This window comes from Clostridium sp. (assembly GCF_051654825.1).
Lineage (GTDB): Bacteria > Bacillota > Clostridia > Clostridiales > Clostridiaceae > Clostridium.
The window spans coordinates 25,759-43,503 of record NZ_JBOFYU010000242.1 but is presented as its reverse complement, the minus strand read 5'-3'; the positions used below and the strand labels follow the sequence as shown (position 1 = coordinate 43,503).

At 29.2% G+C, this 17,745-nt stretch carries 11 protein-coding genes and 3 pseudogenes; 9 read left to right on the top strand and 5 right to left on the bottom strand.

Features of this window, described 5'->3' with window-relative positions; translation table 11 throughout:
* Positions 1 to 500: 500 nt before the first annotated feature.
* The 3 pseudogenes from ACRDBA_RS14950 to ACRDBA_RS14940 form a co-directional block, all read left to right on the top strand.
* Positions 501 to 965: pseudogene (locus ACRDBA_RS14950) on the top strand (hypothetical protein); the annotation flags it as partial.
* A 582-nt stretch (positions 966 to 1,547) separates the two neighbouring features.
* Positions 1,548 to 2,081 (top strand): annotated as a pseudogene (locus tag ACRDBA_RS14945) (hypothetical protein); the annotation flags it as partial.
* A gap of 500 nt (positions 2,082 to 2,581) precedes the next feature.
* Positions 2,582 to 3,145, top strand: a pseudogene (locus ACRDBA_RS14940) (hypothetical protein); the annotation flags it as partial.
* A 450-nt stretch (positions 3,146 to 3,595) separates the two neighbouring features.
* Here ACRDBA_RS14940 and ACRDBA_RS14935 read toward each other — a convergent pair.
* Together ACRDBA_RS14935 and ACRDBA_RS14930 are read right to left on the bottom strand one after the other, a co-directional pair.
* Positions 3,596 to 4,351, bottom strand: a complete 756-nt coding sequence (locus tag ACRDBA_RS14935) for a glycosyltransferase (protein ID WP_438573727.1) — start codon at positions 4,349 to 4,351, stop codon at positions 3,596 to 3,598.
* A 50-nt stretch (positions 4,352 to 4,401) separates the two neighbouring features.
* The gene (locus tag ACRDBA_RS14930) at positions 4,402 to 5,544 is read right to left on the bottom strand and encodes a glycosyltransferase (protein ID WP_438573726.1); all 1,143 of its coding nucleotides are present in this window, start codon (positions 5,542 to 5,544) and stop codon (positions 4,402 to 4,404) included.
* A gap of 73 nt (positions 5,545 to 5,617) precedes the next feature.
* Here ACRDBA_RS14930 and ACRDBA_RS14925 point away from each other — a divergent pair, with 73 nt between their 5' ends.
* A complete protein-coding gene (locus tag ACRDBA_RS14925; protein ID WP_438573725.1) occupies positions 5,618 to 7,471 on the top strand; it encodes a glycosyltransferase in 1,854 nt (617 codons plus the stop codon).
* A 20-nt stretch (positions 7,472 to 7,491) separates the two neighbouring features.
* Positions 7,492 to 8,562: a polysaccharide pyruvyl transferase family protein gene (locus tag ACRDBA_RS14920; RefSeq protein ID WP_438573724.1), complete on the top strand. Its 1,071-nt coding sequence runs from the start codon at positions 7,492 to 7,494 to the stop codon at positions 8,560 to 8,562.
* 57 nt (positions 8,563 to 8,619) lie between these two features.
* Here ACRDBA_RS14920 and ACRDBA_RS14915 read toward each other — a convergent pair whose 3' ends face one another.
* Both ACRDBA_RS14915 and ACRDBA_RS14910 read right to left on the bottom strand, forming a co-directional pair.
* Positions 8,620 to 9,654, bottom strand: a complete 1,035-nt coding sequence (locus ACRDBA_RS14915; RefSeq protein WP_438573723.1) for a hypothetical protein — start codon at positions 9,652 to 9,654, stop codon at positions 8,620 to 8,622.
* A gap of 73 nt (positions 9,655 to 9,727) precedes the next feature.
* Positions 9,728 to 10,384, bottom strand: a complete 657-nt coding sequence (locus ACRDBA_RS14910) for a glycosyltransferase family protein (protein ID WP_438573722.1) — start codon at positions 10,382 to 10,384, stop codon at positions 9,728 to 9,730.
* A 205-nt stretch (positions 10,385 to 10,589) separates the two neighbouring features.
* Between ACRDBA_RS14910 and rfbA the strand changes: the two genes are divergently transcribed.
* The 3 genes from rfbA to rfbB are packed head-to-tail and all read left to right on the top strand — an operon-like array spanning position 10,590 to position 13,010.
* The gene (rfbA, locus tag ACRDBA_RS14905; protein ID WP_438573721.1) at positions 10,590 to 11,456 is read left to right on the top strand and encodes a glucose-1-phosphate thymidylyltransferase RfbA; all 867 of its coding nucleotides are present in this window, start codon (positions 10,590 to 10,592) and stop codon (positions 11,454 to 11,456) included.
* A 2-nt stretch (positions 11,457 to 11,458) separates the two neighbouring features.
* A complete protein-coding gene (gene rfbC / locus ACRDBA_RS14900; protein WP_438573720.1) occupies positions 11,459 to 12,016 on the top strand; it encodes a dTDP-4-dehydrorhamnose 3,5-epimerase in 558 nt (185 codons plus the stop codon).
* A gap of 4 nt (positions 12,017 to 12,020) precedes the next feature.
* A complete protein-coding gene (gene rfbB / locus ACRDBA_RS14895) occupies positions 12,021 to 13,010 on the top strand; it encodes a dTDP-glucose 4,6-dehydratase (protein ID WP_438573719.1) in 990 nt (329 codons plus the stop codon).
* A gap of 88 nt (positions 13,011 to 13,098) precedes the next feature.
* Here the strand turns inward: rfbB and ACRDBA_RS14890 are convergent, their stop codons facing one another.
* Positions 13,099 to 13,629 carry a hypothetical protein gene (locus ACRDBA_RS14890; protein ID WP_438573718.1) on the bottom strand — a complete coding sequence of 177 codons (531 nt, stop codon included), beginning with the start codon at positions 13,627 to 13,629 and terminating at the stop codon, positions 13,099 to 13,101.
* A 156-nt stretch (positions 13,630 to 13,785) separates the two neighbouring features.
* On the opposite strand from ACRDBA_RS14890, the gene ACRDBA_RS14885 reads away from it, so the two are divergent.
* On the top strand, positions 13,786 to 17,706 hold the full coding sequence (locus tag ACRDBA_RS14885) for a hypothetical protein (protein WP_438573717.1): 3,921 nt from the start codon (positions 13,786 to 13,788) through the stop codon (positions 17,704 to 17,706).
* Positions 17,707 to 17,745: the final 39 nt, after the last annotated feature.

Here is a 17,745-nt window from a genome sequence, read left to right as displayed (position 1 = left end):
TATTTATAATAATCTTGTTAAGTTATATCTAAAGTATCTATATATACGATATTTTATTTTATTTAAAATCTTTACATAGCCTTCCTTATACCACTTATTAAATTATAATTAGAGGGCGAATCTATAATAATTTAAATTCCCCCCTTTATAGTATGATTAATTTTATCTTAGTGCGATTAATATAAAGCTAATAAATTTTATAGAATTTCTATTATTGATATATTTGCATTTAGTAATGTAAGTATTCCTGATTCAACCATAGTTTCTAAATTAATATACTAAATCCTTTATGGTAACATTAAATTTTTACTATTCATATATTTAAATAGCTCTATTTTTACAATTTTATACTTTTTTCGACCTCATTAAAAGTAGAGCTTATTTAAGCTTTATAAGCTAAAAATATATTGAAAGGAGTAAATTTTATGATTATGCGTGGTTGCAATTGTAATTCTCCTGGATGTACAGGATGCGTAGTCAGATGCCCTTATAGTAAAGTAGGTCCTACTGGTCCTATTGGCCCTACTGGCGTAACTGGTCCTACTGGTATTGGCATAACCGGTCCTACTGGTCCTACCGGCCCTTGTTGTACAGGTCCTACAGGTCCTACTGGCAATATAGGTCCCACTGGGTTAAGTGGTCCTACTGGTTCAACCGGACCTTGTTGTATTGGTCCTACTGGACCTACTGGTAGCATAGGGATGAAAGGAAACACTGGAATTACAGGACCTCAAGGTATCAAAGGTGTTGTAGGTGCTACTGGAGATACTGGCCCTTGTTGTACTGGGCCTACTGGTGTCACAGGTGCTACTGGCCCTTGTTGCACTGGCCCTACTGGCGTCACAGGTGCTACTGGCCCTACTGGCTCTTGTTGTATTGGTCCTACTGGACCTACTGGATTACAAGGTCTAATTGGAGATACTGGTCCAATTGGAAATATTGGTAATACAGGTGCTACTGGTCCTTGCTGTAGTGGCCCTACTGGTCCTACTGGCTCTACCGGACTTACTGGTCCTACTGGATTAGGTTTACCTTTAAGTTATATAAATGCTTCATCTAACTCATTAGCTTACCTTCGAAATGTTCCTATTAGCCTTATTACACTAAACTCTTATGGTTCTTCTGATATAGCTGTATTTGGCTCTAGCTTAATCCTATTAACTAAAGGTGAGTATTTAGTTAAAACAAATGCAAGTTTCACAAGTACTCAGACAGTACTTTTAAATTCTCAACCTGTAACTTATCAAATAGTTCAGTTACCAGGAACTATTCTTGCTGAATCTACAAATTCTAGTATACTAAACAATTTAGCAGGACCTGTAAGTACTGGTACCATTGTTATGGTTTCTAATCCTCCAATATTTTTAAATTTTATTGTATCTAGTACTTCTGGAAATATTGTTGATTTTAATGTTCAAGCTATAAAAATAGGTTAATTGAAAAGAATTTTAAATTCTATATTGAAAGGAGAAAGAATTATGAGTGGCTGTAATAATAAGGATTGTACTAGTTCAAATGTTTTGAATTGCCTTAAGATTTGTCAGCCTGGTATAGTCGGTAAATCTGGTAGAGTAGGAGATACCGGACCTACTGGCCCTACTGGAACCACTGGTGTACTTGGACCTACTGGTCCTACTGGAGCTTGTTGTGCTGGACCTACTGGTCCTACTGGCTCTACTGGTTCTATAGGTAGTACTGGCCCTACCGGCCCTACTGGAACTTGTTGTACTGGCCCTACTGGCCCTACTGGTTCTGTAGGAATTACCGGTGATACTGGTGCTACAGGTACTAAAGGTGATATAGGAGATACAGGACCTACTGGTCCTTGCTGTACTGGACCTACTGGTTCTACTGGTATTACTGGCCCTACTGGAACTTGTTGTAGTGGAGTTACTGGTCCTACTGGCCCTACTGGCCCTACTGGAACTTGTTGTAGCGGTCCTACTGGACCTACTGGTCCTCAAGGTACTACTGGACCTCAAGGTGATATTGGTTTAGCTGGCCCTACTGGCCCTACCGGAACTTGTTGTAGTGGAGCGACTGGACCTACTGGTCCTACTGGTGTTGCTGGTTCACAAGGTATAGGTATTCCGTTAAACTATAGTAATATAATAACTCTAGATACAACTTATACCCAAAATACGCCTATAAATCTTGTAAGTTTTAATTCATCTTTAACCCTAGATATTAGTGTATCTGGTCCAAATTTAACGTTACTATCTCCAGGTAAGTATTTTATAACTACAAATGCCTCTTTAACTAGCTTAAGTTCTACTTCAATTAATTCACAAGCTGTTGTTTATGAAATTTTACAACAACCTGCTATTTCATTAGCTAAATCTATAAACAGTAGTATTTTAAATGGTCTAGCAGGACCTGTTGAAACTTCAACTGTTATAGATGTTTCTAGTGGATCTGTTATATTAAATTTTGTAGTTTCTAGTACTTCTGGAAATATTATTGATTTTTCAGTTCAAGTTATAAAAATTGGATAACTTAAAAAATTCTATTTGAAAGGAGTCTATTTATTATGAGTAATTGTGCTGGTTCAGACAATTTAAAATGTAATTTTAAGTGTCCTACGGGGCCTACTGGACCTACTGGTTCTACTGGTCCTACTGGCTCTATTGGTGTTAGTGGACCTACTGGTTCTACTGGTCCCACTGGTGCGACTGGGCCTTGCTGTACTGGACCTACTGGTTATACTGGTGCGACTGGTATTATTGGATCTACTGGTTATACCGGACCTACTGGGCCTTGTTGTACTGGGTCTACTGGGCCTACTGGTTTAACTGGTGCGACTGGTATTACTGGTGCTATTGGTATCATCGGAGATACTGGCCCTACTGGCGCGACTGGGCCTTGTTGTAGCGGTCCTACCGGACCTACTGGTATCACTGGTGCGTCTTGTGTAGGATCTAATTGTCCTACTGGTCCCACAGGACATATTGGAGCAACTGGAGCTCCATGTAGTGGAGTAAGTTGTCCACCTGGCCCTACTGGCGCTATTGGTAACAAAGGGGCTACTGGTCCCACTGGTGTTACTGGCCCTACTGGTCCTACTGGCCCTGCTTGTACTGGACTTATTTGTCCTGCAGGACCTACTGGTTCTATTGGTAGTATTGGAATCACTGGTGTTACTGGAGTTGGCTTCCCTCTAGGTTCTATTAATATTTCAACAACTTCTTCATCTTATTTAATAGGTATACCAATAACTCCAACTGTAACTACTTCTAATGGTACTGATTTTACTATTGTTGGATCTGATGTTATATTAAATAATTCTGGTGTTTATTTAGTAAGTGCCAATGCTAGTTTCACAAGCTCTATAACTCCAGGTATAAATTCTTCTCCTGTAGTTTTTATAATTAAAAATGGTATAAATACACTTGCTAAATCTACTAATAGCAGTTTATTAAATAACCTATCTGGGCCTGTTAGTTTAAGTACTATAGTTACAACTAATGTTGTTCCTTACACTTTGAATTTCCTAGTTTCTTCTACTTCTGGAACTATTACAGATTTTAATGTAAGGATAGTAAAAATAGGTTAAAATAAGTTTTTAGGGGCTAAATTTAATTAGCCCCTTTTTTCACTATATAAATTTACTTAATATATCGTTTTTTATATTATCACTATTTATAATTTGTTCTGTTTTTAAATGATAATAATCATATTTAGCAAATACACTATATGCATTTTTCCCATGTATATTCCATATAAAATTATATCCATCTATATATTCATATCTATACTTCATAATATCAAAATGAGATAAATCTGTAAGATATTCTAGTGGGGTCATAGGTAGTGTATAATATTTTACTGCTTCCTCATCTAACTTATATATTAAAGTATAGAATGTAAAAGACATATGCCATATTTTAGCAATTCGATTATTTACACTATCATACATATAACCATAGTTACAAGTTAAGGCTTCTGTATCATCCTTTATTTGTATATTGTGTAGCGTTTCTATAAATGTGTTTATATACAAGTCATCACTATCTAACCTAGTCAAATATAATCTATCGTATCCCTTACTTAAATCATCTATAGTATATTCATACTTACTTTTTGGAACAAACATAATGTTCTCAGGCAATGTTCCTCTTTTATTTATTGCATCTTGTATATATACTTCTGTAGAATCATCATAAGCATATACAGCTATAAAATCTTGATTTGTTTGTTTTTTTAAACATTTTAATGTATATTTATAAAAAATATCCATTCTTTCTTCTATCCAATCAATATTTTTTCTGATTTCTTGTGTACTTGCATACGCGCTGTTTCTTTCACCTTGCATTATATTAAACTTAGATGTTACTATTATTTTTTTCTTCAATTAATTACCTCCATTCGAATAGTTTTAATTGTTTCAAATTTATATTATGGTTACTTATATGTTTTCGTTATGTTTTTTACAAATTTATACATATCAATTAAGTCTAACATGCATTTTTCTTTATTAAACTTTAAATCTATCCAGGACTCATTATTAATAAGTAAATCATTATCATATTTTGAATCTAAAGCCATATATAAACTTTCTTTGAAACTACGATTAACATACTTTGGTATTTCATGTTCTCCAAAATATGTGTTATACATCATTTCATAGTTATCAGGTTCTATAATTCCTGCATATCCCATACTTCCTATTGCTATACATGTAGCCCCACAGCTTAATCCCTCTAATATTACTCTACCTGTACCCACTACTATACAACTTTCCTTAAAATAATCTTGAGGATAGTATACACTTCCTGTTGAGTGTATACAGTTTCTTCCTAATGATTCATTCATACTTTGTATATAAAAATCAATGTTTCTTTTACGTACCCCATCTCCTATTAAAATAGCATGCACATCTTCTCTTTCTTTTGCTACCTGATAAAATTCAAATAAAAATCTTTCTGCTAGTATTCCTTTTGAACTACTTAATCTACTACAATAAGTTATTAATTTAATATTTTTATTAATGTTAAGTTTTTTCCTTATATCTACTGTTTTATATTCATTTACAGTAACAAAGTTTGGTATAACCTCTATACTTATACCTGTGTCTATTCCTAAAATCTTAATTACTTCTTTTTTTATAGGATAACTTACACAAATTATTCCTAATGAATTTTTGCACATCTTTATAACTTTCTCATCATAAAACATTCCATGTAAAGTTACTATATAGTTAATGTCATATTTTCTTTTCATCTGATTAGCTATTTCTATACTCTTTGATAAATGTGCATGTATAGTTTCAATACTATTTAAGTGAATATATTCTTTTACTTTTTCACAAATACAGTTTAATTTATCATTAAAATCTAGGTGTATTACTTTTATATCTATATCTTCGAATACACTCTTCATTTCATCAGTTCCTGATATAACAGTTATTTTAAAATTTTTTTTCATTAATTCTTTAGATATGCTTAATATATGTGTAGCCGTTCCACCTATATTTAAGTCATCCACTATCATTAATATATTCATTATTTTACTTCCCTCTAATTTAATTTTATTCATTAATATCATATTATCATCCTTAATCATATATTAACTTTATAGTGAAATATTTATTTCATATCTTATATGAAGGAGTGGCTGTATGTTATATAAAAGAGAAGAAGATTTAGTAAGTATAATTGTAACTAACTATAATAATGAAAATTATATAGAAGATTGTCTAGATGGCATATTAAACCAAACATATAAAAATATTGAAGTCATATTAGTAAATGACGCATCTACAGATAATAGCCTAGATATTATACATGATTGGATAGATTATAACTTTCATTCGTTTGATAACAAAGACTATTTAACAGTTATTAATTTACCTAGAAATGTTGGATTTTCTGGAGCTGTAAGTGTGGGCCTTTTCATGTGTAAAGGAGAATTTATAGCATTCCATGATGGTGATGATATATCTGTTGAAAATAGAATAGAAAAGCAAGTTGAGTACTTAAAGAACAATCCTAATATAGGTGTTATAGGAAGTAATTATTCTGTTTTTTCAAATGAAGATCCTACTCCTAAAATATTACCTAATGGATTAGCGTATAGCGTTGAACATATAAAAGATATTTACTCTAAAGGTGGTAACTGCGTTTGTTATGGTACTCTAATGATTCGTGGAGATATATTTGATAAAATTGGTGGTCTCTCTAGAAAACTACCTTTAGTTGAAGATTATGAATTTATAACTCGATTACTACCTTTTGGTGTAAATAACTTGACTGATATACTTTATAACTATAGAGTTCATCAAAAACAAAGATCTAGAGGTTTATATAAATCTAATAATATTGAATTAGATAATTCTAATTTAAATGTATTACTAGTACTTGATAGATTTAATATAGGTGGTACTGAAACACATGTATTATCATTAGCTAAAGAACTTATTTCACAAGGTGTATCAGTTGTTTTAATAGCTGATGATGGCCCTTTATCTGTGGAGTTTGAAAAGCTTGATTGTAAAATTTATAATGTTGACTTTCCACTTCATATTATTACTGATTTAAATCAAAAAAGTAGATATATGAATAGAATAACTCAAATTATAAAGGAAGAAAAAATAACTATTGTTCATGCACATCAGTCTCCTTCAGGATCTATATGCATTGATTTATGTAAAGATCTTGGTATACCATGTGTGTTCACTGTTCATGGACTTTATTACCAAGATATAGCTTATGATAGACTTCAATTAGTAGATTCTGTTATAAGTGTAAGTCAACCGGTTTATGATTGGCTATTAGGCTACAATATACAATCTACTGTTATTCCTAATGCCGTTGATTTTGATAAATCATTATGTTTATCTTGTAATTCATCTATACGATCTGATTTAAACATAGATGAAGATGCATTAATTGTTCTTTATTGTAGTAGAATTGCCTGGGGAAAAACTGCTGTTGCAGAAAATCTAATACGTGTTTCTAGAGATCTTAGAAGGCTAGAAAACTTAAATATACATGTTCTAATCATTGGTGATGGCCCTGATTTAGATAAAGTAACTGCTTCTGCTCAAAGAGCTAATACTATATTAGGAAAAGAGTATATACATGTATTAGGACCTAAAACCGATTTAAATGATTATTATTTGGCATGTGATTGTGTTGTAGGAACTGGCCGTGTTGCTATAGAGGCTATGTCTTTTGGAAAACCAATAATAGCATCTGGTAATCATGGTTATTTTGGTATACTAAATGAAAATAATTTAGATAACTCTTGGAGAGTTTATTTCGGTGATCACGAGTCTAGTAAGATAAATAATGCTTCTTACTTATATAAAGATTTAAAATATATATATAACCATAAAGAAAGTCTATCTAGCTTATCTACAGCTTGTACTACCTGGGGTAAGAATAAGTTTGATGTAAAAATTATTATTGAGGATATATTGCAAGCTTATAGAAATTCACTATCTAATTACAATCCTACTTTTAGAAAATAATTTAATGTATGGAGGTTTTTATGAAGAAAATTTTATATATAGGTTGGGTTGGGTTCAATAATATTGGTGATGAACTTATGCTTGAAATATTCAGAGATTTATGTAATAAATACCTACCTTCTTCTGATTTTGAACTTATACCAACCTATAATTATGTTGATTCTTATAATCTAAGTGAATTTGATGTTGTAGTCCTTGGAGGCGGTTCAATTTTATTAGATGGATATATAAATATATTGTATAATGCTATAAATCTTGGTAAAAAAGTTATGGTATGGGGAAGTGGATATGATTGGGCTGAAAAAGATTTTATCGATTTATTAGAATCATCTGAGTCCCCTCCATATTTATTTTCAGACTCAACAGAGTTTAAATTGAACGAGATATCGCTTAATGGTCAATTTTTTGGTGTTCGAGGTCCCTTAACATATAAACTATTAGAGAAATCTTTTATAGATATGTCTAATATAAATATTTCTGGTGATCCTTGTTTCTTGTTAAAACCTAAACCTATGTATGAGTATACTCCTATATTGAAAATAACTGATGACAAACCAATTGTTGCCATTAACTGGGGTACTTGTCTCAATAAAATATATGGAAATAATGAACATTTAATAGAAAGTACTTTAACAAAAGTTTGTAAATCTTTAATTGCATCAGGTTATAGACTATATATTTATGTTATGTGGAATGAAGATATTGCTCCTTGTACTAATCTTTATAATTCCATAAATGATCCTAGAAATGTTACTTTAGATACAAATCTATACTGTGCAGGTCAAATTTTGACGCTTTTAGAAAAGTGTGTATTTTCAATAAATCTAAAACTTCATGCAAATATTATATCATCGGTAGCTAGAACTCCTTTTATTTGCTTAGGTTATAGATTTAAGTCTATGGACTTTGTTAAGTCTATTAACTGTGAAGATTTAATTGTATTTACAGATGATTTAAATTTAAAATCTAGTATAGAAGATAAAATTGATTATATATCTAATAATTATGATTTGATCACAAATAAAATAGATGAAGAAATTAATAAATATAATTCTTTTTTAGAAATTCCTTTCGTTGATAATTTATTTTAGTAAATACAAGAAGAGTGCCTCAAAATTGAGCCACTCTTCTTTTTATTTACTTATACATTATAAAGTACATGCTATTATATATTCTAAAGTTAAAATAGCCCATATTGTAGATAAAACTTGATCACTTTGCTCAAATTTGATTTTACTTGCAGGCCATGAACCATCTTGTTGCTGTTGACTTAATAATACTCTTACTATATCTCTATGCCAATAAATACAAACATTACTAGAAGTTTTTATATAATCTACATCATATAATCCCAATCCTAATGTTAATGCCATTGTAGCTTGATAATCAGCAACAGGATAATTATTCCATCCAGGACTTAAATATCCTGCTGGTTTACTCCAATTGTTAGCTATATATTGTTTTGCCCATTTTAAGCTATTATCATTAGATGGATAGTTTAATAAAAACATTTGTTGGATTAAATTACCTGTATTTAGTATATTTATACCTTCATTAGGCGAGTAATTTCCTGCTCCTCCATTTTCTGGATTCTGAATATACTCCACCCATGACTTTAATTTTGTTAATATAGATTTAGGTATACAACATCCATAACAAGACTCCATCAGTAATCCTAAAACTACATATCCTGTCACTACATTGCTTGAGCATATATCATAAGTACAACTATGCTCTCCCCATCCACCATCAGGATTTTGGCTCCATGCTAAATATTGAGTTATTTCGGCTTTTAATTGATTTATAGTGTATCCATTTATAGGTAAGTATTCGTCAAATGCTATTACATATTCTTCACATCCCAATCCTGATAAAGCTGCTAACACTGCTCCTGTTGGCATATTTATACTACCATAATCATCAAAGTATATTCCATTATCACTTACTTTTGCATTAGAAAATATATATTTTAATGCTTTATCTACATGAGAGAAATACGTATATAAAGGATCTAATACTGAAGTACACTGCTTTTGAGCTTGTTTTTCAAAAGATAAAATAGCCAAAGCTGTTGTTGTTATAGGGTAAAGCTCTCCAAATGATCCATCTGGATTTTGACTCTTCGCTAACCAAATTAACCCTCTATTTGCAGAAAATTGTATAGTTTCATCTAACTTATTCATGGTATATCCTCCTCATTAATTTTTATATTTGCAATATAATTTTTTATTTATGTTAATTTATAATGTCTCTATTTTAATAACTATAAGTTTTTAAAAATTTATCTCTATATGAATAATATAAATTCATATCTGTTACACCTCTAGTATGCATACACCATGGAGTACTTTGTTTTGGAACTACTGTTTTGTAACCCTTTTTCTTAAACTCAATTCCCTGTGATATATCATAGAAATGCCAACCATCAAAAACATCATCTCTCCATTTAACGTCGTATTGAGTTATAATGATTAGGCCGTCAATAGCATCTACAATCTCATACTCATTTTCAACCTCTTTAAATCCTAAAACTCCGAAAAATGGACCATTCTTCTCATAAATTTTTCCAACAAGTTCGTTTCCTTCCCACCAAACAGCTGAATTTGGTAGATTTTTAACTCCACACATACCTATAGCTCCTATTTCATTGTTACTGTTAAATATATCTAATATATTTTGTATGAAATCTAAATTCAATATATAAGCATCTTGATGCAAATATACCTTATATTTAGCATCAGTCATTTCAATGCCTTTATTATAGGCTTCACACATAGATTTAGCGCCTCTAATAGGTATGGTTTCAATAGTAAATCCTTTTGGTACCTTTAAAGAATTTATGAGTATTAAACATTGATTATATTCAAAATCATTGTTTACAGCTGATATAAAGCAAATTTTTCTATCGTCCATACAAAACCCACTTTCTTCTAATTTTACTATCGATTTAGTTGCTCTATTATCATACTATTCAAATAAATCTTACAATGAAACCTTTGATTTGAAATTTCATACAATAATAATTTCTATATTATTTAAACTTTAGTGAACCATTTGAATATAATTAGTATTAACGTAGATGTATAATCAAAATTTAAATTACAAAGGAATGATTATTATGAAAGGTATAATACTAGCTGGAGGATCTGGAACTCGACTATATCCTATTACAAAGGCAATTTCAAAACAAGCACTTCCTATATATGATAAGCCCATGATTTATTATCCTATGTCTGTTTTAATGTTAGCTGGTATAAAAGATATTTTAATTATATCTACACCTAGAGATATTGTTTGTTATCAAGAAATGTTTAATGACGGTAGTGATTTAGGATTAAATATACAATATAAGGTTCAAGAACACCCTAATGGACTTGCAGAAGCCTTTATTTTAGGTGAGGAGTTTATAGAAAATGATAGGGTTGCTCTTGTTTTAGGCGATAACATTTTCTATGGATATGGATTCACTGAGAGGCTAAAAAACGCAGTAAATAGTGATGGCGCAACAATTTTTGGATATCATGTAAACAATCCATCTGCTTTTGGTGTTGTTGAATTTGATGAAAATTTCAATGTACTTTCTATAGAAGAAAAACCAAAAATACCAAAATCTAATTATGTAGTTCCTGGACTTTATTTTTATGATAATGATGTAATTGAAATTGCTAAAAATGTTACTCCATCAGATAGAGGTGAACTAGAAATTACCTCAGTTAACAATGAATATCTAAATCGTGGTAGATTAAAGGTTGAACTATTCGGTAGAGGTATGGCTTGGCTTGATACAGGGACTTATAGAGGGTTATTAGATGCTTGTAATTTTGTAGAAGCAGTTCAAACTAGACAAGGTTTATATATAGCATGTTTAGAGGAGATAGCGTATAGACAAAAATATATTTCTAAAGAACAGTTAATTGAGTTAGCTAAACCTCTTTTAAAAACTGAATATGGAATGTATTTAATGAAAATAGCTGAAGGAGAATAATTATGGGAAATTTTAAATTTGTAAAAACAAGTATAAAAGATTTGTATATAATAGAACCTGAGATATTCGGTGACAATAGAGGCTATTTTATGGAAAGCTATAATAAAAAGGATTTTCATAACTTTGGATTGACTATGGAGTTTGTTCAAGATAATGAGTCAAAATCTAAAAAAGGCGTTTTAAGAGGTATGCATTTTCAAACACAGTATCCTCAAGGTAAATTAGTTAGGGTAACAGAAGGGTCTGTTTATGACGTAGCTGTAGATCTTAGAAAAGACTCTCCTACGTATATGAAATGGGAAGGTGTTACTTTATCTGCTGAGAATAAACGTCAATTTTATATTCCTGAAGGTTTTGCTCATGGATTTTTAGTTTTATCCGAAACAGCTACTTTTAATTATAAATGTACTAACTTCTATATGCCTGAATATGACAGCGGCTTTTTATGGAATGATATCGATATAAATATAAAGTGGCCAATAAGTAAAGTTAACCGTGTTGTTTTATCTGAAAAAGATAATAATTTGAAAAGATTTAAAGAAATAGAAGGGAGTTTATAGTCCTATGACAAAAGTTTTAGTTACTGGTGGATGTGGATTTATAGGTTCAAATTTTATTCATTATATGTTAGATAAGTATAAAGATTATGAAATAATTAATTTAGATTTACTTACTTATGCAGGTAATTTAGAAAATCTTAAAGATACTTATTTAAATAAAAACTATAAGTTTATAAGAGCTGATATAGCAAATAGAGAGTATATATTAGAGTTATTTGAAAAAGAACAATTTGATATAGTTGTAAATTTTGCTGCGGAATCACATGTTGATAGATCTGTTGAAAATCCATCTATATTTATAGAAACTAATGTAGTTGGAACTCAAGTACTCCTAGATGCTAGTTTAAAATATAATGTATCTAGATATCATCAAGTTTCTACTGATGAAGTTTATGGAGATTTACCTTTAGATAAACCTGATGTATTTTTTACAGAGAACACTCCTTTAAATCCAAGTTCTCCTTATTCTAGTTCAAAGGCAAGTGCTGATTTATTAGTAAATGCATATCATAGAACTTATGGATTAAACACTACTATATCTAGATGTTCTAATAATTATGGACCTTATCAATTTCCTGAAAAATTAATTCCTCTTATGATTTATAAAGCTTTAAATAATGAATCATTACCTGTTTATGGCGATGGCAAAAACGTTCGTGATTGGCTTCATGTATATGATCATTGTGTTGCTATAGACCATATAATTCATAAAGGTATAAGTGGTGAAGTTTATAATATAGGCGGTCATAATGAAAAAACTAATTTAGAGGTAGTAAAGACTATTTTAAATGCCTTAGGAAAAGATCTTAGTCTAATAACCTATGTAAAAGATAGACCTGGTCATGATTTGAGATATGCTATTGATCCTTCTAAAATAGAGAAGGAATTTGACTGGAAACCTAAGTATAATTTTGATAGTGGTATAAAAGAAACTATAAAGTGGTATCTAAGTAATACAGACTGGATTAATCAGGTTTTACTTAAATCCAATTAAATAAAAGAAGCCTATCATCCGATAGGCTTCTTTTGATTTAATTCACTACAATGTCTTAGTCATATATGTCATTATTTAAACTTATTATTTAATATTTTCTCTTTGAATAATAAGTTGGTGTACATCCACAATCAGTATTGTTATCACAACAACTTCCTGGAGGTGTTATTATTGGGCTATATTCCTTACATGGGTCAAAACTATTGTTATTAGGATTACATGGATCACAATTTCCATCCGCTGAATTTATTATTCTTTCTGGTCCATATGCTGCTTTACTAACTAATAGTTTATAGCAATCACTCTTATCATGATTTCCACATAGTTCAAATTGATAGAATCCTTCACAGTCACTTATAGTATGAGCTATCCCCTTATAGCTAACTTGCTTTCCTTTGCACTCTACTTTTAATAATTTTATTAATGCATTAGGTACAGGCTTTCCTTCACAATTTATAATTTGACCCCATAATCTAACTGAATTATATTCAGAAACAACTACATCTGCTCTTATTTCTGCTTCACAATAATTAACATCTAAATCTAGCGAGTTACCTGTAACTATTGTAGACTCTGTTGCACATCCACAATTACAATTATTCATTTCAAACATTGACAAAATGACTACCCCCTTACAAAAACTAATTTGCTTTCTTAACTATAATATTTAAATTTTAGAAAATGTGTGCATCTATAAATGTAATTAGACTAATAAATCTTTTGGTTTAATCATAATAATAAAAATAGGATAAAGTATTTTTAAGTAGGTGATTTTATGAATAGTGCATTAGATTACATTAATATTGACATAAGTATTGATGATAATAACTTATGTGTAAATCAAAAGACAAATATTAAGCTAGATATAAAAAATATATCTGAACATACGATTGAGAATAGCTTATTTGAGTTGATATTAAATGATAGTGTATTTACCGTTTTAGATAATAATTGCAATGCGTTTGTAAATAATTTTGTAAACTTAGGAGATATAGATCCTGGATTTGAAGTAAGTATAAATATACCTATTATAGTTACTAAAGTACCTGATAAGCTTTTTGAATCAATATGTTGCTATTTAAGCTTTAATGTTATTGATAATTCTAATTTACTAGATTTTACTTATAAAAGTGATGATTTCAATATAGACTTTCTAAGTAAAATAAGTGAAGATGACTTTAGAATTACAACCTCTAGACATAAGTACTTTATAGATGAAGATATTGATTTTGCAATTTCATTAGAAAATAACTCTATATACGATATTAAAAACATTCAGATTTCAGACTATATACCACTTAATGCTATTTTGTGTAAAAATAGTATTGTTTCTCCAAACTGTAATATCCATGTATCAAATGATGTTATATCTATTGATAAAGTAGGTGCTAAAGAATCTATTTGTATTAATTTTAAGGTTAATGTTAAAGGAGATACTGCAATAAAATCTATTTCTTTAAAGCCTAGCTTAAGTTATATGGATATAAATTCTAAAGAAATAATAATAACTTCTAGTTCAATTAACATTGAAATTGATAGTGATAATATTATTAATAAGGATAACTTTGTCTATAAAATTGATAAAAACGAAGGATTTATAGATGATATATTAACTCACTCTATATCTATATCAAATCCATCTAAAACAGATTTATTTGATTTAGTTTTACTAAGTAATAATATTGGTTGTCTTGAGTTTATAGAAAATTCTTTGGTTATAAATGATATTTATCAGATAGGTGAAACAATTTATCACCCTGTAAAATTAGGTGACCTAGATAGTGGTGATGATTTAGTTATAACTTTCCAAACTAAAGTAATTTCACTAGATGTTTTAGAAAATATATTCTTTAATTTAGATTATGAAACAAAAACAAGAAATATATCTCAATCTAGTAACAACCAAAACTTTACTGTTCTTAGCCCTATATTTGATACAACTAACTTTAAGAAGTTTCAAAGTGCAGATAGTTGTAATATTGGTGATGTTTTGGATATAACTATAGAGGCTATAAATACAGGTAATTATACTGCTACTAATGTAATTATCAAAGATAATCTAACATCTGGTTTAGAGTTTGTTAATTATAGCTTATATATTAATAATGTTGCTGAAAATTTTAATAATATTGAAGATGGTATTTTTATAGGTGATGTTGACCCTCAAGAAAAAGTTATTCTTAGTTATAAAGCTAGAGCTATAGATATTTTACCTAAGGAAAATTCTCATTCAACAGTTTCCTATAATTATAATGAACGCCCTACATTAAAAACTTTTTCAAATGAAGTTAGTACAACAGTTGTAGGCGCTAGAATTGGAAATAATGATTTTGATATGTGCATGAGTAACTATACTGCCCAAATAGGAGATATAGTATCTTGTATGTTATCTATACAAAATACAGGTAGTGTCGATTGTGAAAATTTAAAAATATATCATCCTTTAAATGATGCTCTTGAATTTGTACACAAAAGTCTTGTTGTAAATGGATACGTTTACGATGATGTAAACATATTTAACACATTAAATTTAGAAAGAATTTTGTCTGGTGAATCTTTAAATATATCTTATAAATTTAAAGTTATTGATTTTCCTAGACCAAATCCTCTAAATGATAGAGTATCTTTAGAATATAGTTATAAATCAGATACTGGTTTTAATACAGAAACAGTATATTCTAATAAAAATAAGCTTTATATAAATAATCCGCTACTAAATATTATTGATATAAATTCAAATCCTTCATCTAAAGATTCTACTATTTTAGAAAAAATTTGTTATAAAGGTGATTATATATTCTTTAATATAGAAATGCAAAATAAGGGTAATGTAGGCCTCGAGGATATATGTTTAAAGCTTAATCTACCTGAAGATTTAGTTTTAGATAAAGATTCAATAAAAATAAACAATGGACCTTGTAAGAATTTAATAGACAATAATGTTATTCTTCCAAATATAAATGTTTCTCAAAGAATTCATATAGAATTTTTTGCAAAGCATAACTTTATTAAAGATTATAATTTAGAAACTTGTTTTAATATAGATTATACATTTAGAGATTTAAAGAGCAAGATGCCTTTTAAGAAAACTCAAAGCTTTAAAGAAAATATAATTATACTTAACCCATCTATTGAAATTAATAAATTTATAATAGATAAGTCTATTGATGCTAATAGAGAATTTACTAAAAATATAAATATAACAAATACAGGTAATATAAATCTATTTGATGTTAATTTATATTTAAATGAAAATGATTTTTTAAAAAAATGTAATAAAGTTATATTTATGAATGGCTCTTATATAGAAAATAGTGACAGTATAACCATTGATAACTTAGCTATAGGTAAAACTATTAATCTAGCTATTAGATATACCTTAGATAGTCTTTTAGATTATCAAAATATAATACCTAAAAGTCTTGTTGTTGCAAAGTATACTATAGATAATAAAAATAACTTTACATCTATAAAAGAAGAATCTAATTCATTACAACTTAATATACGAAATTTTAATATATCTATTAATGATAAATGTAGTTCTGAAACTGTAATGTTAAACTCTATAAATAAATACATGTTAAACATTACCAACTTAGGAAATGTAGATTGTAGTAATATTAAGCTTAATATAGATTTAGCCGAAGATGTTTCTTATGTAGAAAACTCTTTATGTATTAATGATCGAAATGCTTTTATAAAAAATTTAGTGCCTAAATTAGATATAGGAACTCTAAAAATAAATGAAAGTAAAAATATCAGTCTCGATTTTATGATTTCTAATTTACCTTATCAAAACAAACTAAAACTTCAAGCTATTGCTGTATGTGAGTATCACTTTGATGAAGAATCTACAACAAAAGAGTTTTCTAGTGATTCCTTAGAACTTGAAGTAGAAAATGTTTCTGTTGATATTGTTAAAATATCATCTACTGATACTTTACAGGCTGATGATATTTTACAAGTTCAAACCATAATAAATAATGTAGGTACTACTAATATTAAGAGTTTACATCTACAAGATAATTTTAATAAAAGCTTAAGTTTTATTGATGGTTCTGTTTTTATTGATGGTGAAAATATTGAAGATATAAATCCTTTAAATGGCATTTGTATTCCTTATTTAGAGGCTGGGTCTAATTTATTGCTTACTTACGACTATAAGTATTCCCCAACAATATCATCTAATAAAATAGCTCATTTTAGTGATTTTAGCTATATATATGTACTAAAAGATAATAGTGAACACATCGTCAATACTAAAAGTGATACTCTATATTTAGAAGGTGCTTTATCGACATTCAAAGAATTTAGTATGGAAAATGAATATCACTTGAAAGATTTTGAACCTAGTATAGGTGAGGTTATCAATACTTTTACCACTGCTACTATAGATGAGTATTATGAGATAAGTTCTATAAAAAATACAGCTATAGATAACATCTCTTCTACCGGAAAAAAAGTCATACTAAAAGGTTTTGTAGTTGATAGAATTGAATATTTAACAGAAGGTGAGTACTCTTCTTTATACATGTTAGAGAGAAACCAACCTTTTAGTATATTTATAAATTTACCTCATGATTATGACTGTGAAGAAATACATTTTACTGCAAAGTGTAATAATATTTTCTACAAAACATTAGGTAATAGAGATATTTTTGTATCTAGCCTAATATCTATAGAAGGAAGTTTATAAAACATATAGAGCTGTATTAGTACAGCTCTATAAATCTAA

What these genes read in the sequence shown, in the direction of transcription:
- ACRDBA_RS14930 (WP_438573726.1), bottom strand. Translation starts at nt 5,544, where the DNA reads ATGATATTAATGAATAAAATTAAATTAGAGGGAAGTAAAATAATGAAT.
- ACRDBA_RS14925 (WP_438573725.1), top strand. Translation starts at nt 5,618, where the DNA reads ATGTTATATAAAAGAGAAGAAGATTTAGTAAGTATAATTGTAACTAAC.
- ACRDBA_RS14920 (WP_438573724.1), top strand. Translation starts at nt 7,492, where the DNA reads ATGAAGAAAATTTTATATATAGGTTGGGTTGGGTTCAATAATATTGGT.
- ACRDBA_RS14915 (WP_438573723.1), bottom strand. Translation starts at nt 9,654, where the DNA reads ATGAATAAGTTAGATGAAACTATACAATTTTCTGCAAATAGAGGGTTA.
- ACRDBA_RS14910 (WP_438573722.1), bottom strand. Translation starts at nt 10,384, where the DNA reads ATGGACGATAGAAAAATTTGCTTTATATCAGCTGTAAACAATGATTTT.
- rfbA (WP_438573721.1), top strand. Translation starts at nt 10,590, where the DNA reads ATGAAAGGTATAATACTAGCTGGAGGATCTGGAACTCGACTATATCCT.
- rfbC (WP_438573720.1), top strand. Translation starts at nt 11,459, where the DNA reads ATGGGAAATTTTAAATTTGTAAAAACAAGTATAAAAGATTTGTATATA.
- rfbB (WP_438573719.1), top strand. Translation starts at nt 12,021, where the DNA reads ATGACAAAAGTTTTAGTTACTGGTGGATGTGGATTTATAGGTTCAAAT.
- ACRDBA_RS14885 (WP_438573717.1), top strand. Translation starts at nt 13,786, where the DNA reads ATGAATAGTGCATTAGATTACATTAATATTGACATAAGTATTGATGAT.